Consider the following 15448-nt stretch of genomic DNA (forward strand, 5'->3'; position numbering starts at 1 on the left):
CTCAGCGGTTTTTGAGGATTTCCCAACGCAGATTATTCGTGCCGGTCACGTTTTCATTTTGCCGGCACTGCAAAACTACCCCCTCCGCATTCACCACCGCGCCTTCAGAGTAGTACTGATTCTGATAAACACAGCAACGTGAACACGGCGGTACGGAAGGCGCCGCGTTTCCCGTTCCCGTGGTCAGGCCGGGCGACACGGGAACAACCACATCAATACCGCCGCGATTCGCCGCAGCGGGAAGTGCCATCCACAAACACATTATCCCCGGAAGGATCTGTTTCAGCGTTATCATGCCTTCGTTTCCTTCTTCCTCTTCCTGGCCGCTGGCCTGGCGGCACCGGCGCCTTTCTCTTTTGCCGGCGGCAATCCGCGGAAAGCCTGAGGATTTCGGTTCTGCCTGGCCTGATCGATCAACTGATACAGCGTAGCGACCAGCGGCTCCATAAAGTCTTGATAACGGCAGGACTTCTCGCTGATTTGCGTCAGCGTCGATTCCCAGTGCGCCGTCATGTCAGGATGCGCGGCAAGATCCGGCAGGCAGTGAATCAGCGCCCTGCCGGCTTCGCTGGCGTGGATATAGCGCCCTTTCTTATAAAGGAAAGTGCGCCGGAACAGCAGTTCGATAATCCCCGCACGTGTCGCCTCCGTACCTAAACCATCGGTCGCACGCAGGATTTTCTTTAGCTCTTTGTCCTGAACAAAACGCGCGATGCCGGTCATCGCCGAAAGCAGCGTAGCGTCGGTAAACGGACGCGGCGGCTGCGTTTGTCGCTCCACCACTTCCCCGCGTTCACATAACAGCTCATCGCCTTTCGCCACCACCGGCAACGGCGTGCCTTCGTTTTCTTCGTCGCGTTCTTTCGCCCCCAGCAGCGTGCGCCAGCCGGCTTCGGCCAGAAAACGCGCCTTGGCGATAAACTTACCACCGGCGATGTCGAGATCGATCACGCACTTGCGGTACATGGCGTCCGGGCAAAATTGCATCAGATACTGACGCGCCACCAGCGTATACACCTTCTGCTCGTCATCACTGAGGTTTACGCCGCCCGAGCGGGCGGTGGGAATGATCGCGTGGTGGGCATCCACTTTTTTATCATCCCAGCAACGGTTGCGCCGTTCGGTATCCACCACCGGAATATCACGCAGCTCCGCAACGTGGCTGCTGATGGCATTCATTACCGAATGGCGGCCGGCAAAGTGTTCCTCCGGCAAATAACGGCAGTCGGAACGCGGATAGGTTATCAGCTTGTGGGTTTCGTAAAGTCGCTGGCAGATGTCCAGCACCTGCTGGGCGCTCAGGTTAAAACGCTTGGCGGCCTCGATTTGCAGGGCGGAAAGCGAAAACGGCAGCGGCGCCGCCTCAGATTCTCGCTTGTCGTTGTAGCCCGTAACCAGCGCCGGTTGACCGGTAATGCGGGTTACCACGTGCTCCGCCAGCGGACGGTGTAATAAGCGCCCTTCTTCGTCCTGATACGGTTCGCAGGATTCGCTGGGTTGCCACAGCGCCACAAAGCGTTCCTCCGCCGGCGTAACGATATGCGCTTTCACCTCGAAGAAATCTTTGGGGACAAAGTTTTCAATTTCCTCATCCCGCCGTACCACCAGCCCCAACACCGGCGTTTGTACCCGGCCGACCGACAGCACGCCGTTGTAGCCGGCGTTGCGCCCCAGCAGCGTATAGGCGCGGGTCATATTGATGCCGTAGAGCCAGTCGGCCCGCGCTCTGGCTAAAGCGGAAACGCACAGGGGAATAAACTCACGGTTTTCGCGCAGGCGCGACACCGCCCGCTCCACCGCCTGCGGGTTCAGGTCGTTGATCAGGCAACGCTTCACCTGCTGGCGCTTCTCTGCCGGCAACGCAAGAAAATCCAGCACTTCATCGACCAGTAATTGCCCTTCGCGATCCGGGTCGCCGGCATGCACCACTTCATGCGCTTCGCCGAGCAGGCGCTTAATCACGTTCAGCTGTTTACTGACGGAGGCTTTCGGCCGCAGTTGCCACTTTTCCGGCACGATGGGGAGATCCGCCAGCGACCAACGGGCGTAGCGGGCGTCATAGGCATCCGGCTCCGCCTGCTCCAGCAGGTGGCCGATGCACCAGGTCACGGCATCATTTTCACCGCAGGCGATAAATCCGTCGCCCTTACGGTGAGGTTTGGGCAACACGTCCGCAATGGCGCGCGCCAGGCTGGGTTTTTCCGCTATAAACAGACGCATTAATCACCGTAAGTCTGGCTGGTTGTCATCAGGTAGGATTTCACTTCTTCATAGCTGCCGCGGAAAACAATACGTTCCTTTTTCAGCCCCAGTTGATAGGTGTACATTGGGTCGTAATATTCACGCAGCAGCGGCACCAGCCAATCGGTATGCCTGCGGCTGTCACCGGTTTCCCGCTGCAGTATCAGCGCTTCCTCCAGGCTTCCGTTCAACTGCGCGTAACGTTCAAGCCCAAGCCGGCGCCGGATGGCATGCATGCCGTGCCGCAGGTATTCGCCGTAGCGTTCCCAGCCCTCATCCGGGCCGTAAACCCGCACATATTCCGCATGCATCAGGTCGATATACTCTTCGTGCAGGGAATGCAGGCGTTCATCAAACGGCATCTCAATCACCGCGACCGGCGCCAGTTGCATATGGTTGTACAACGGCAGGGGAAGATGGTTGGAACCGATAATCCGCCCTTCATCCTCCAGGAACCAATGCCGGATACCCTGCGCCTGCTTTTTCAGCATGGCGATCGCCAGACGGTTTTCAAAATCGATCTGGCTGCTTTGCTGCACCAGCGTCCGGCCAAAAGAGGAGCCGCGGTGCCGGGCTACCCCTTCGAGATCCAATGCCGCGGTGAGATCCCGCACCAGCCGGGTTTTTCCACAGCCGGTGTTTCCGCCAATCAGCATAATAGGATACGCCGCCATCTCCTCCGTCGCCGTCAGCACGTACTGGCGCAACGCTTTGAAGCCGCCTTCAATCAGCGGGTAGTCTACCCCGGCGTCATGCAGCCATTGCTGAACCAGATGAGAGCGCAATCCGCCGCGAAAACAGCACAAATAGCCATCAGGATGTTGACGACAGTACGCCAGCCAGGCGGCGGTGCGCGCTTCACGCTCCTCGCCGGCGACCAGCGTGTGCCCCAACTGAACGGCAGCCTCCTGACCGTGTTGCTTATAGCAAATCCCCACGGCCTCGCGCTCGCTGTCCGTCATCAACGGCAGGTTTACCGCGCAGGGAAATGCGCCCTGCGCGAACTCTACCGGGGCGCGAACGTCAATCAACGGCACGTCGTTGCTCAATATATACTTATAATCCGCGCTGTCCGCACGGACGCTGCCCGCTGCCATTACAAGACCTCAATAAGCGCCCGGCCAGACTCCGGCGCATAAAGCTCACCCACTGCGCTCAGCGTCAGCCCGTGGCGGGCAGCAATCGCCATCACCTCATCTTCTCCGTCCGGCATCACCGCCAGCAGCAGGCCGCCCGACGTCTGGGGATCGCACAAAAGCTGCCGTTGCAGGTCGCTCATCGGGCCAACCAGGTGCCCGTAGCTGTCGAAGTTACGGCCGGTGCCGCCCGGCACGCACCCTTCCTGAATGTACTCCTCCACCGCCGGCAGTTTCGGTACGCGATCGAACCATACCGTGGCCTGTAATCCGGAGCCCTGACAAATTTCGCTCAGATGCCCCAGCAAACCGAAACCGGTCACGTCGGTCATCGCCGTCACGGCTTCAACGCTGGCGAAGTCTGCGCCAGGTTTATTCAACCGGCACATGGTTTGCGTTGCCAGCCCCTGATGCTCAGGGCGCAACAGGCTCTTTTTCTCTGCGGTAGTCAGCACGCCGATACCCAGCGGCTTCGTCAGGTACAGTTTGCTGCCGGCACGCGCGGCGCTGTTCTTTTTCACCAGGTCAGTGCTGACCATTCCCGTCACCGCCAGGCCGAAAATCGGCTCCGGCGCATCAATGGAGTGGCCGCCCGCCAGCGAGATGCCTGCTTCATGGCATACATGGCGCCCGCCCTCGATAACGCGCTGCGCGATCTCCGGCGACAGTTTATCTACCGGCCAACCAAGAATCGCGATCGCCATAATCGGTTTTCCGCCCATGGCATAAATATCGCTGATCGCATTCGTCGCCGCGATACGTCCGAAGTCAAACGGGTCGTCCACGATAGGCATAAAGAAGTCGGTGGTGCTGATAATCCCGATCCCGTTGCCGATATCGTAAACCGCCGCATCATCCCGCGTTTCATTCCCCACCAGCAGCCGGGGATCGGCCAGCTTCGCCTGCTCGCTGTGCAGGATGGTCTCCAGTACCTTCGGAGAAATTTTGCAGCCGCAACCGGCTCCGTGACTGTATTGGGTTAAACGAATGGCTGGCGCTGTCATGACCGGCTCCTTACGTAAAAAGAATGCATTAACCCGCTATGTTAACGCCACCGGCGCGGCTTGATAAGTGAAGAGAATGAATATCGCGAAAAGCTGCGCATGAAATGGGCAGAAAAAAACAGGGGCAAGGGCCGCGCGGGCAGCATCTGCCCGCGCAACTATCAGAATGCGCTGATAAATTTAGCGCTGTCGAGCGGTGCGACCTTCGCTGCTTTCAGTTCCGGCGTTCCCAAATACAGGAAACCGACAATTTCATCCTGCTCGCGGCAGCCGAAAGCCGCCCGCACTTTGGGGTGGGATGTCCAGACGCCGCTGCGCCAGATGCCGTTGAAGCCCTGCGCCTGCGCCGCCATCTGCATCGCCATTACCGCACAGCCGGCAGAAACGACCTGCTCCCAGTGAGGCACTTTGCTTTCCGTATTGCAGTGCGCGATAACCGTGATGATTAGCGGTGCCCGCAGAGGACCTTTACGGGCCTTTTCCTGCCCTTTTTCATCAAACTGTTCTTCCAGGGCAATGCCGTACAGCAGTTGCGCAAAACGCTCCCGTCCTTCTCCCTGAATAGTGACGAAGCGCCAGGGCTGTAACGCGCCGTGATCCGGCGCGCGCAACCCGGCCTGAAAAATATTCTCCAGGGCTTCGCCGGCCGGCGCCGGTTCACTCAGCCGGGAGGCGGAGCGGCGTTGCAACAATAATTCCAGCGCATTCATAGCGTTTCTCCAGTTGATAATTTTTCTCAACAATACCATTATTTTATGATTTGTTACAGTATTGTGGCCCGGTTTGCAGCGAGAGGTTAAAGGCCACAACGGTTTACGCCGATAATAATGCGATGTCGCCGTATTATAGGCACTGACTTTTATCATAAGGGCCGATACCATAGCGGCATAACCACGAATTATATGGAGATCGTATGCGCTTTTTATGGCGAGGCATATCGGGCGTGTTCCGCTGGAGTTGGCGTCTGCTCAATTTCATCCGCGAACTGATTCTTAACCTTTTTTTACTTGTGTTGATTTTAGCCGGCGTGGGCATCTACCTGCAGGTGCAGAGTAAACCCGCCGAGCCGGCCAAAGGCGCCCTGATGCTTAACCTGACGGGGGTTGTGGTAGATAACCCGTCCATCAGCAACCGTTTCGGCCAGCTCGGACGCCAGTTGCTGGGCACCAGCAGTAACCGTTTGCAGGAAAACTCGCTGTTTGACGTGGTTGAAACCATCCGTCAGGCGCAAAAAGATCCCAACATTACCGGCATGGTGCTGGCCCTGAACGATTTCGCCGGGTCGGATCAGCCGTCGCTGCAATACATCGGCAAGGCATTGCGCGAATTCCGTGACAGCGGTAAAAAAATCTACGCCACCGGCGACAGCTACAGCCAGTCGCAGTATTACCTGGCCAGCTTTGCCAATCAGATTTACCTTTCCCCACAAGGCAACGTGGATTTACATGGCCTGTCCACCAACAACCTCTACTATAAGAGCCTGTTGGACAAGCTGAAGGTCACCACCAATATCTTCCGCGTCGGAACGTATAAGTCCGCCGTTGAACCAATGATGCGCGACAATATGTCACAGGCGGCGCGCGAAGCCGACAGCCGCTGGCTGAACGGCATGTGGAGCAACTACCTGACTACCGTCGCGGGCAACCGCCAATTAACGCCGGAACAACTGTTCCCCGGCGCGGCGGGCATCATTAAGGGGTTGCAGGCCACCGACGGCGATATGGCGCGTTATGCGCTGCAAAACAAGCTGGTCGATAAGCTGGCGTCACGTTCGGAAGTCAGCAAGCAAATGTCCACGATTTTCGGCTGGGACAAGCAGAACCAGGACTTCAATTACGTCAGCATGTATGACTACAACACGCCCACGCCTGACAGCGGCGGCGACAATCAGATTGCCGTTATTTTTGCCAGCGGCGCTATCATGGACGGTGAAGCAACGCCGGGCAACGTCGGCGGCGACACCACTGCGGCACAGATTCGCCAGGCGCGCCTCGACCCCAAAGTCAAAGCCATCATCATGCGCGTCAACAGCCCCGGCGGCAGCGTCACCGCGTCCGAGGTCATTCGCTCTGAGCTGGCCGCCGCACGCGCCGCCGGTAAACCTGTCGTGGTTTCCATGGGCGGACTGGCGGCTTCCGGCGGTTACTGGATCTCCACCCCGGCGAACTCCATTATCGCCAGCCCCAGTACCCTGACGGGCTCCATCGGCATCTTCGGCGTCATCAATACCTATGAGAACAGCCTCGACAGCATCGGCATACACACCGACGGCGTTTCAACCTCGTCGCTGGCCGACCTGGCCGTAACCAAATCGCTGCCGGCTGAGTTCGCTCAGTTGATGCAGATGAATATTGAAAGCGGCTACAGAACGTTTGTCGGACTGGTCAGCAAGGCCCGTAATCAAACGCCGGAAGCCATTAATCAAATCGCCCAGGGTCGCGTCTGGCTCGGCAACGACGCCAAAACCAACGGCCTGGTCGATCAGTTGGGCGACTTTGACGACGCCGTCAAAAAAGCCGCCGAACTGGCGAACCTGAAAACACACACGCTGAACTGGTACGTTGAGCAGCCCGGTTTCAGCGACATGCTGCTGGCCCAGCTTACCGCGTCGGCACAGGCACTGTTCCCGGCCGCGGCTCAGGCCGTCCTGCCGCAGCCGCTGCTGGACATGGCCGCGCATCTGAAAGGAAAAACCGACTGGATGGCGACCCTGAACGATCCCAACGGACGCTACGTGCTCTGTCTGGAATGCAGCGTTAACTGATCCGGCGTCACCCGCCCGCGCAGGTAAAGACCAATATTCTGGTTTATCGCCTGTGCGGGCTTTTTTTCTTCGGTATCAGGCCTATAATTCCCCCATGTTGCGCCATGGCGCCTTCCTCTTACCAATGAAAATGCCACCCATGCAAAAGAAATCCATCTACGTCGCTTATACCGGCGGTACTATCGGCATGCAGCGTTCCGCTCACGGATACATCCCGGTTTCCGGCCACCTGCAACGCCAGCTTGCCCTGATGCCGGAGTTTCACCGCCCGGAAATGCCCGACTTTACGATTCACGAATATCAGCCGCTGATTGACTCTTCCGACACCACGCCGGAAGACTGGCAGCATATCGCCGATGATATACGTCAGAATTATGATGAGTATGACGGTTTCGTCATCCTGCATGGCACGGACACCATGGCCTTCACCGCGTCGGCGCTTTCCTTTATGCTGGAGAATCTCTCCAAGCCGGTAATTGTGACAGGGTCACAAATTCCCCTGGCGGAACTGCGCTCAGACGGCCAGACCAACCTGCTGAACGCGCTTTACCTGGCGGCCAATTACCCAATCAATGAAGTCTCGTTGTTTTTCAACAACAAACTGTTTCGCGGCAACCGCACCACCAAAGCCCACGCCGACGGCTTTGACGCCTTCGCCTCCCCCAACTACCCGGTTCTCCTTGAGGCCGGCATTCATATTCGCCGCGTCGCCCCGTTGTTCTCGCCGTTGAATGATCAGCCGCTGCGCGTTCATCAAATCACGCCGCAACCCATCGGCGTTGTGACCATTTATCCGGGCATTTCCGCCGAAGTGGTGCGAAATTTTCTGCGTCAGCCGGTTAAAGCGCTGGTGCTGCGCTCCTATGGCGTCGGCAACGCCCCACAGAACCCCGACCTGCTTGCCGAGCTGCGCCAGGCCCGCGAACGCGGCATCGTAGTGGTAAATCTGACCCAGTGCTTTTCCGGGCGGGTCAATATGGAAGGCTACGCGACCGGCAACGCACTGGCGCACGCCGGCGTGATCAGTGGTTTTGATATGACGGTTGAAGCCGCGCTGACAAAATTGCACTATCTGTTAAGCTTGGAACTTGGCGCAGAAACCATCCGCACCCTGATGCAACAGGCCCTGCGCGGAGAATTAAGCGAGAACGATTAAGCGAGAACGACACAAGGAGCGACCTGGATGCGTGGAGCACTGCTGTTAATTGATCTGCAAAATGATTTTTGTCCCGGCGGCGCATTGGCCGTAAATGAAGGCGATCAGGTGATTCCGGTCGCGAATCAGGCTATCACCGGCGCAAAAGCAGCGGGCTGGCCGATCGTCGCGACTCAGGACTGGCACCCCGCCGACCACGGCAGTTTTGCCGCAAACTCAGGCGGAAATGCCGGCGAATTGGGTGAGTTAAATGGCCTTACCCAGGTCTGGTGGCCAGTTCATTGCGTTCAGAACACGCACGGCGCGGATTTTCACCCCGCGCTTGATGCCCGTCAGTTCGATAACATCGTCTACAAGGGCACGGACCCCGGCATCGACAGCTACAGCGCTTTTTTCGACAATGGCCGCCGCACCTCGACCGCGCTGCACGGCTGGTTACAGCAGCAGGGAATAACTCATCTGGTGATTATGGGGTTGGCAACGGATTACTGCGTGAAATATTCCGTGCTTGATGCGCTGCAGTTGGGGTATCAGGTGGAAGTTATTGAAGCGGGTTGCCGTGGCGTAAACCTCCAGCCGCAGGACAGCACCGACGCGCTGGCGCAAATGGCGGCCCAGGGCGCGAAAGTCTCGCCGCCCGGTACGCCCTCTTTCCTGTTGAACTTTTGAGTGTACGCGCAAGCGGGACGTTATTGCTGCACGGCCCGTTTGCGCTTTTCAGAAAAGACTTATTCCGGCTTCAGGCGGGCAATCGGCTCCGGCTCAATACCGAAATCCTGCTTTAGCTCCCGCTTGCTCTTTATCACCATTTCGCCCTGCGTATTAATGCTCATATGCTGCGCGTCGGTATTATGGCGCGCCTGGTACAGCATCACGGCTTGCAGGCTGTTCTCTTTTTGCTCCGGCGTCAGGCTGACGCCATCCGGCCACTTGCCCAGTTCCACGGCGGTAACCAGCCGTTGATAAACTTCCGGCGTCATGCCGTCGATCAGTTCATCCAGTTCCATCTTTATCTCTCTTCATTCTCTTGTTACGGATGCAGAAACAGCATTTTCTGTGACTAGCTGAATCGATTCCATTGCGGTATACTCAAGGCGAAAAAAGATGATCGGCGCATCATCCCCGTGTTTCCTCGCCGTTGCCGGCATCGGTAAAACTCAGCGAGGCGGAGTTAACGCAATAGCGCTCTCCGGTAGGCTGAGGACCATCAGGAAATACGTGTCCCAGATGCGCGTCACAATTTGCGCAGCGAATTTCAACCCTGTGCATATTATGTGAGTTATCATCTAGATAGCGAATCGCATCGTCGCTGACCGGCTGATAAAAGCTGGGCCAGCCGCAGCCGGAATCGTATTTGCTGTCGGAGTAAAACAGCGGTGCGTTGCAGCACAGGCAGTGATAAATCCCCTGCTGCTTATTGTGCAACAACTTGCCGCTGAAGGGAGGTTCCGTACCGCGTTGCTGTGTGACATAACGCTGCATTTCAGTCAGATTTTGCAGCTTTTCCGGTGAAGCGGGGTTTTGGGCCATGAATAGATGTCTCGGGGCGTTTTGGTAAACAACGTTCAGTTGTCAAATTATAACAAACAATTAACACCGAGACAGTTTCTTTTGACCTAAACTGGTTGAAGCCCTTGAGAGGCGCCTCTTTTTTGTGACTTAAGTCACAGTGTTACATGGTGAAGGCTTGAGACGCCGGATGCCGCCCCCATGTATAATCGAGAACATGTGTTTTGGGGAAGCGTGTTGCCGTTTATTTGTGCCGTAGTGCTTTGATGTACGGCAACAATTGACACGATTCCGCTTGACGCTTTATAAGGTTTTTGTAATTTTACAACCGACCTTTTATTCACTAACCAATAGCTGGTGGAATATATGACTATCAAAGTAGGTATCAACGGTTTTGGCCGCATCGGCCGCATTGTTTTCCGTGCCGCTCAAGAGCGTTCTGACATCGAAATCGTTGCCATCAACGATCTGCTGGATGCCGATTACATGGCATACATGCTGAAGTACGACTCAACGCACGGTCGTTTCAATGGCACCGTTGAAGTTAAGGACGGCCAACTGATCGTCAACGGCAAAAAAATCCGTGTTACCGCAGAGAAAGATCCGGCTAACCTGAAGTGGAACGAAGTCGGCGTTGACGTTGTAGCTGAAGCCACCGGTATCTTCCTGACCGACGAAACCGCGCGTAAACACATCCAGGCAGGCGCCAAGAAGGTTGTTCTGACCGGTCCGTCCAAAGACGACACCCCGATGTTCGTTATGGGCGTTAACGAGAAGACCTATGCTGGCCAGGATATCGTTTCCAACGCATCCTGCACCACCAACTGCCTGGCTCCGCTGGCTAAAGTTCTGAACGACAAGTTCGGTATCGTTGAAGGCCTGATGACCACCGTTCACGCCACCACCGCTACCCAGAAAACCGTTGACGGCCCGTCTCACAAAGACTGGCGCGGCGGCCGCGGCGCGTCCCAGAACATCATTCCGTCCTCTACCGGCGCTGCTAAAGCTGTAGGTAAAGTTATCCCGGAACTGAACGGTAAACTGACCGGTATGTCTTTCCGCGTTCCGACCCCGAACGTGTCTGTTGTTGACCTGACTGCACGTCTGGCCAAACCGGCTTCTTACAAAGAAATCTGTGCTGCAATGAAAGCCGCTGCTGAAGGCGAGCTGAAAGGCATCCTGGGTTACACCGAAGACGACGTAGTTTCTACCGACTTCAACGGCGAAGTTTGCACTTCCGTATTCGACGCGAAAGCAGGCATCTCCCTGAACGACAACTTCGTGAAAGTTGTTTCCTGGTACGACAACGAAACCGGCTACTCCAACAAAGTTCTGGACCTGATCGGTTACATCTCTAAGCACTAATTTCGTGCGAATGAGTAAATAATGAAGGGCGGCAAATTATGCCGCCCTTTTTATTGCCCCGTATTCCTGCATAAAGGCACTAACATGACACAACAAAGCACCGCGCAGACCACGGAAAAAATCTTCTCTCTTCCCGTCTCCCGGCAAATTACCCCGTATATCAGCCAGCGTCAGTTGGACGAACTGCCCACCATTGTGGTTAATCACCCGAAAGTACGCGCCGCGATTACCCTTCAGGGCGCGCATCTTCTGGCGTGGCAACCCTCCGGCGAAAAACCGGTGCTGTGGCTCAGCGGTAACACCCCGTTTAAAACCGGCGTCGCTATCCGCGGCGGCGTACCCATCTGCTGGCCCTGGTTCGGCCCGGCCGGGCAGCCTTCGCACGGCTTTGCCCGTAACCTGCCCTGGGAACTGACGGCGCACGCTGAAGATGACAACGGCGTGATCCTGACGTTTACCCTGAGCCAGAGTGAACAGTCGAAAAAATACTGGCCGCATGACTTCAGCCTGATCGCACGCTTTAAGCTGGGCGTGACCTGTGAACTGGAGCTGGAAGCGCACGGCGAATACAGCTTCACCAGCGCCCTGCACACTTACTTTGAAATCGGGGACATCAGCGCCGTTAGCGTCAGCGGCCTCGGCGCAGCCTATATAGATAAAGTCCGGGACGGCGTCACCGCCACACAGCAGGGAAACCTGACGTTCAGCGAACGTACCGACCGTATCTTCACCGCACCCGAGCCGTTCAGCGTCATTACCGATCCGGCGCTGGGCCGCACCATTGAAGTACACCACCATAACAACACCGACGTTATCGCCTGGAACCCGTGGACGGAGCTGTCCATCAGCATGGCCGACATCCCGGATGACGGGTATAAAACCATGGTGTGCGTGGAAACGGGGCGCGTCAGCCAGCCTCTCGACGCCGCTCAGGGCAGCCCCGCCCGCCTTTCCTTCACGCTGCGCACCCGTAAACTGAACGGATAAGCCGGCTGTCGGCGTAAAAAAAGGGGCGCAGTGCCCCTTTTTTCATCTTTCCGCCGGATCAGAACGTATACGTTACGCCCGTCCAGAAGACGCCGGTATAGGATTTATCAACCATCGGGCTGTCTTTGATTTCACTCGCCAGACGGATATAGCGCCCCATCACGAACGCATTCCACTGTTTCGTAATTTCATAGCTGGCCGACAGCTCCAGGTACGGGCTCCAGCTGTCGCCCGGCGAATAGCGGTCTAATGTACTGCGTGCGGACTCATGCCCGGAAACGCCGTAATAGTAGTCGTTCTGGTTATCGCTGCTCCAGGTTACGCCCACGCCGGGCTTGAATGACCAGTTGCCGAAATCAAACGGATACAGGTAGGAGAGATCGCCGATCATGCCATCGCTGTTGTCCAGCACGTCACCAGCAAAAGAGGCGCGCAATGTCCCCCAGTCCTGCATGTGGCTGTAGCTGAAGCCTGCCATCAGCGTTCCGCGGCGCTTATCCAACTGCTTCATGCGCCAGTCGTCGCTGTCGCCGGGCTTAAACTCAAACGGGGAATAAAACGCATCAATGCTGAGTTTATTGTGTGCGTCTTTCCACAGATAATATCCCACATTCAGGGTATGGAAATAGAAAGAGTCGCCTTCATAATCAATCACCGGAACCGGGTAAACCTTGGTGTCATAGCCACGGTACATATTCGTACCCACCAGCGCAGAAGCGCCTAAAGACCATGTCCCGGCCTGAGCGCCGCCGGCTGCCAGCATGCCGCCCATCAGCAATCCCACCACGCTTAATTTCATTTTTTTCACTGACATTACCGTTCCTGTAGTCATTTGCTTAACATGGACGAGGATTGTAAAACATAACGTTTTCTTGTACCCGCTTTTTACAAAAGCTTGGCATCAATTCAGACAGATTTACCCAAATGCCAAATAAAATGACGAAAAATAGTGCCAGTGACGCATTACGCTCCATTGTCAGCCGGATGAAGATTTTGTGATGTCTGAGCTATAGCGAAGCGAGTGATTGAAATACTTTATAAAAAACACCTTATGACGGCAGGAAATTTCTACGGATGCAAACTAAGCTTGATCCAGAAAGGGGTTTTTAACCGGCATGTTGTAGCGACCATTTAATGACGACGCTTGTTGGCTGAAATGTTGGCACATACGTTGCTGTAACCGGTTAGAGGCCCTCTTTCGGGATGCGAATTACACCAAACGCAGAGCGTCCGCGCTCCGCCAGACGCATCTCCTTAACCTGTGCTAATCACGAAGGACGGGCATCGCTATGAACATATTTGACCACTACCGCCAGCGTTATGAAGCTGCCAAGGATGAAGAATTCTCCCTGCAGGACTTCCTTTCTATCTGCCGTCAGGACCGCAGTGCCTACGCAAATGCCGCTGAACGTTTGCTCATGGCCATCGGCGAACCTGTCATGGTCGACACCGCGTTAGAGCCACGCCTATCACGGTTGTTCTCAAACAGGGTCATTGCCCGTTATCCCGCTTTTGAAGAGTTCTACGGCATGGAAGAGGCCATAGAACAGATTGTGGCGTACCTGAAACATGCCGCGCAGGGCCTGGAAGAGAAAAAACAGATCCTGTACCTGCTCGGCCCGGTGGGCGGTGGTAAATCCTCGCTGGCCGAGCGCCTGAAGTCGCTGATGCAGCGCGTTCCTATTTATGTCCTGAGCGCCAACGGCGAACGCAGCCCGGTCAACGATCATCCGCTGTGCCTGTTCAATCCGCAGGAAGACGCCAATATCCTGAACAAGGAATACAACGTTCCGCCCCGCTACCTCGGCACCATCATGTCGCCGTGGGCGGCGAAACGCCTGCACGAGTTCGGCGGCGACATCACCAAATTCAAGGTGGTGAAAGTCTGGCCGTCCATCCTCGAACAGATCGCCATCGCCAAAACCGAACCCGGTGATGAGAATAACCAGGATATCTCCGCCCTGGTGGGGAAAGTAGATATCCGCAAGCTGGAAAACCATGCCCAGAACGATCCGGACGCCTACGGCTATTCCGGCGCGCTGTGCCGCGCCAACCAGGGGATTATGGAGTTTGTGGAGATGTTCAAGGCGCCGATCAAGGTGCTGCATCCTCTGCTGACCGCAACCCAGGAAGGCAACTACAACGGCACCGAGGGGATCTCCGCCCTGCCGTTCAACGGCATTATTCTGGCACACTCCAACGAATCCGAATGGGTACAGTTCCGGAACAACAAGAACAACGAAGCGTTTCTTGACCGTGTCTATATCGTCAAGGTGCCTTACTGCCTGCGGGTATCGGAAGAGATCAAGATTTACGACAAACTGCTGCGCAACAGTGAACTGGCGCACGCGCCCTGCGCGCCCGGTACGCTGGAAACGCTGTCGCGCTTTACCATTCTGTCGCGCCTGAAAGAGCCGGAAAACTCCAGCATCAATTCCAAGATGCGGGTCTATGACGGCGAAAGTCTGAAAGACACCGATCCGAAAGCCAAATCTTACCAGGAATACCGTGACTACGCCGGCGTCGACGAAGGCATGAGCGGACTATCCACCCGTTTCGCGTTCAAAATCCTGTCGCGGGTGTTCAACTTCGATCACGCCGAAGTGGCGGCCAACCCGGTACACCTGTTCTACGTACTGGAGCAGCAAATCGAGCGCGAGCAGTTCCCGCAGGACATAGCGGAAAAATACCTGGAGCACCTGAAAGGCTATCTGATCCCGAAATACGTCGAGTTCATCGGCAAGGAGATCCAGACCGCTTACCTCGAGTCCTACTCAGAGTACGGTCAGAACATCTTCGATCGTTACGTGACCTACGCCGATTTCTGGATCCAGGATCAGGAGTACCGTGATCCGGAAACCGGTCAGCTGTTTGACCGCGAATCCCTGAATGCGGAACTGGAGAAAATCGAAAAACCGGCCGGGATCAGCAACCCGAAAGATTTCCGTAACGAAATCGTCAACTTCGTGCTGCGCGCCCGCGCCAGTCATAACGGCCACAATCCGAACTGGACCAGTTATGAGAAGCTGCGCACGGTCATCGAGAAGAAAATGTTCTCCAACACCGAAGAGCTACTGCCGGTGATCTCGTTCAACGCCAAAACCTCAACCGATGAGCAGAAAAAACACGACGACTTTGTCGATCGCATGATGGAAAAAGGCTATACCCGCAAACAGGTACGCCTGCTGTGCGAATGGTATCTGCGGGTCAGAAAATCGTCATAAAAAACGCGCAATAAGGCCGGTTTCGCGTGCGGAACCGGCCTGTGGAGCGGATCGGGAACCGT

Annotated in this window: 14 protein-coding genes; 6 read left to right on the forward strand and 8 right to left on the reverse strand. The window is 56.1% G+C overall.

Annotated features, from left to right (window positions below):
- Position 1 precedes the first annotated feature (1 nt).
- The 5 genes from C8D90_RS03690 to C8D90_RS03710 all read right to left on the reverse strand — a co-directional run bounded on the left by C8D90_RS03690 (position 2) and on the right by C8D90_RS03710 (position 5091).
- A complete protein-coding gene (locus C8D90_RS03690) occupies positions 2 to 295 on the reverse strand; it encodes a DUF1496 domain-containing protein (protein ID WP_115457034.1) in 294 nt (97 codons plus the stop codon).
- Positions 292 to 2220: a DNA topoisomerase III gene (locus C8D90_RS03695; protein WP_115457035.1), complete on the reverse strand. Its 1929-nt coding sequence runs from the start codon at positions 2218 to 2220 to the stop codon at positions 292 to 294. Before C8D90_RS03695 ends, C8D90_RS03690 begins: the two co-directional genes overlap by 4 nt.
- Positions 2220 to 3338 (reverse strand): tRNA 2-selenouridine(34) synthase MnmH, encoded by a 1119-nt coding sequence (gene mnmH, locus C8D90_RS03700; RefSeq protein ID WP_115457036.1) that lies wholly within the window; start codon positions 3336 to 3338, stop codon positions 2220 to 2222. The genes C8D90_RS03695 and mnmH overlap by 1 nt, the downstream gene beginning before the upstream one ends.
- The gene (selD, locus tag C8D90_RS03705) at positions 3338 to 4381 is read right to left on the reverse strand and encodes a selenide, water dikinase SelD (protein WP_115457037.1); all 1044 of its coding nucleotides are present in this window, start codon (positions 4379 to 4381) and stop codon (positions 3338 to 3340) included. Before selD ends, mnmH begins: the two co-directional genes overlap by 1 nt.
- A 161-nt stretch (positions 4382 to 4542) precedes the next feature.
- Positions 4543 to 5091, reverse strand: coding sequence for an NAD(P)H nitroreductase (locus C8D90_RS03710; protein ID WP_115457038.1), 549 nt, complete (start codon positions 5089 to 5091; stop codon positions 4543 to 4545).
- A 203-nt stretch (positions 5092 to 5294) separates the two neighbouring features.
- On the opposite strand from C8D90_RS03710, the gene sppA reads away from it, so the two are divergent.
- From sppA to pncA, 3 genes are all read left to right on the forward strand, one after another.
- Positions 5295 to 7145 carry a signal peptide peptidase SppA gene (gene sppA / locus C8D90_RS03715; protein ID WP_115457039.1) on the forward strand — a complete coding sequence of 617 codons (1851 nt, stop codon included), beginning with the start codon at positions 5295 to 5297 and terminating at the stop codon, positions 7143 to 7145.
- 139 nt (positions 7146 to 7284) lie between these two features.
- Positions 7285 to 8301 (forward strand): asparaginase, encoded by a 1017-nt coding sequence (gene ansA, locus C8D90_RS03720; RefSeq protein ID WP_115457040.1) that lies wholly within the window; start codon positions 7285 to 7287, stop codon positions 8299 to 8301.
- A 27-nt stretch (positions 8302 to 8328) separates the two neighbouring features.
- Complete coding sequence (gene pncA, locus C8D90_RS03725) at positions 8329 to 8970, forward strand: bifunctional nicotinamidase/pyrazinamidase (protein WP_115457041.1); 642 nt, start codon at positions 8329 to 8331, stop codon at positions 8968 to 8970.
- 59 nt (positions 8971 to 9029) lie between these two features.
- Here the strand turns inward: pncA and C8D90_RS03730 are convergent, their stop codons facing one another.
- Together C8D90_RS03730 and msrB are read right to left on the reverse strand one after the other, a co-directional pair.
- On the reverse strand, positions 9030 to 9308 hold the full coding sequence (locus C8D90_RS03730; protein WP_115457042.1) for a YeaC family protein: 279 nt from the start codon (positions 9306 to 9308) through the stop codon (positions 9030 to 9032).
- A gap of 109 nt (positions 9309 to 9417) precedes the next feature.
- On the reverse strand, positions 9418 to 9831 hold the full coding sequence (gene msrB / locus C8D90_RS03735; protein ID WP_115457043.1) for a peptide-methionine (R)-S-oxide reductase MsrB: 414 nt from the start codon (positions 9829 to 9831) through the stop codon (positions 9418 to 9420).
- 345 nt (positions 9832 to 10176) lie between these two features.
- On the opposite strand from msrB, the gene gapA reads away from it, so the two are divergent.
- Entirely contained in the window at positions 10177 to 11175 is a 999-nt protein-coding gene (gene gapA, locus C8D90_RS03745) for a glyceraldehyde-3-phosphate dehydrogenase (RefSeq protein ID WP_115457045.1), read from the forward strand.
- An 84-nt stretch (positions 11176 to 11259) separates the two neighbouring features.
- Complete coding sequence (locus C8D90_RS03750; protein WP_115457266.1) at positions 11260 to 12162, forward strand: D-hexose-6-phosphate mutarotase; 903 nt, start codon at positions 11260 to 11262, stop codon at positions 12160 to 12162.
- Positions 12163 to 12220: 58 nt separating this feature from the next.
- On the opposite strand, the gene C8D90_RS03755 is transcribed toward C8D90_RS03750, so the two are convergent.
- On the reverse strand, positions 12221 to 12961 hold the full coding sequence (locus tag C8D90_RS03755) for a MipA/OmpV family protein (protein WP_115457267.1): 741 nt from the start codon (positions 12959 to 12961) through the stop codon (positions 12221 to 12223).
- A gap of 490 nt (positions 12962 to 13451) precedes the next feature.
- Here C8D90_RS03755 and yeaG point away from each other — a divergent pair, with 490 nt between their 5' ends.
- The gene (yeaG, locus tag C8D90_RS03760) at positions 13452 to 15386 is read left to right on the forward strand and encodes a protein kinase YeaG (RefSeq protein WP_115457046.1); all 1935 of its coding nucleotides are present in this window, start codon (positions 13452 to 13454) and stop codon (positions 15384 to 15386) included.
- Positions 15387 to 15448: the final 62 nt, after the last annotated feature.

Origin of the sequence: Enterobacillus tribolii, from assembly GCF_003363015.1 — a bacterium.
Lineage (GTDB): Bacteria > Pseudomonadota > Gammaproteobacteria > Enterobacterales > Enterobacteriaceae > Enterobacillus > Enterobacillus tribolii.

Coding starts and splice junctions, on each gene's coding strand:
- sppA (WP_115457039.1), top strand. CDS start 5,295: ATGCGCTTTTTATGGCGAGGCATATCGGGCGTGTTCCGCTGGAGTTGG.
- C8D90_RS03690 (WP_115457034.1), bottom strand. CDS start 295: ATGATAACGCTGAAACAGATCCTTCCGGGGATAATGTGTTTGTGGATG.
- C8D90_RS03710 (WP_115457038.1), bottom strand. CDS start 5,091: ATGAATGCGCTGGAATTATTGTTGCAACGCCGCTCCGCCTCCCGGCTG.
- C8D90_RS03695 (WP_115457035.1), bottom strand. CDS start 2,220: ATGCGTCTGTTTATAGCGGAAAAACCCAGCCTGGCGCGCGCCATTGCG.
- C8D90_RS03755 (WP_115457267.1), bottom strand. CDS start 12,961: ATGAAATTAAGCGTGGTGGGATTGCTGATGGGCGGCATGCTGGCAGCC.
- C8D90_RS03730 (WP_115457042.1), bottom strand. CDS start 9,308: ATGGAACTGGATGAACTGATCGACGGCATGACGCCGGAAGTTTATCAA.
- ansA (WP_115457040.1), top strand. CDS start 7,285: ATGCAAAAGAAATCCATCTACGTCGCTTATACCGGCGGTACTATCGGC.
- C8D90_RS03750 (WP_115457266.1), top strand. CDS start 11,260: ATGACACAACAAAGCACCGCGCAGACCACGGAAAAAATCTTCTCTCTT.
- mnmH (WP_115457036.1), bottom strand. CDS start 3,338: ATGGCAGCGGGCAGCGTCCGTGCGGACAGCGCGGATTATAAGTATATA.
- msrB (WP_115457043.1), bottom strand. CDS start 9,831: ATGGCCCAAAACCCCGCTTCACCGGAAAAGCTGCAAAATCTGACTGAA.
- gapA (WP_115457045.1), top strand. CDS start 10,177: ATGACTATCAAAGTAGGTATCAACGGTTTTGGCCGCATCGGCCGCATT.
- yeaG (WP_115457046.1), top strand. CDS start 13,452: ATGAACATATTTGACCACTACCGCCAGCGTTATGAAGCTGCCAAGGAT.
- pncA (WP_115457041.1), top strand. CDS start 8,329: ATGCGTGGAGCACTGCTGTTAATTGATCTGCAAAATGATTTTTGTCCC.
- selD (WP_115457037.1), bottom strand. CDS start 4,381: ATGACAGCGCCAGCCATTCGTTTAACCCAATACAGTCACGGAGCCGGT.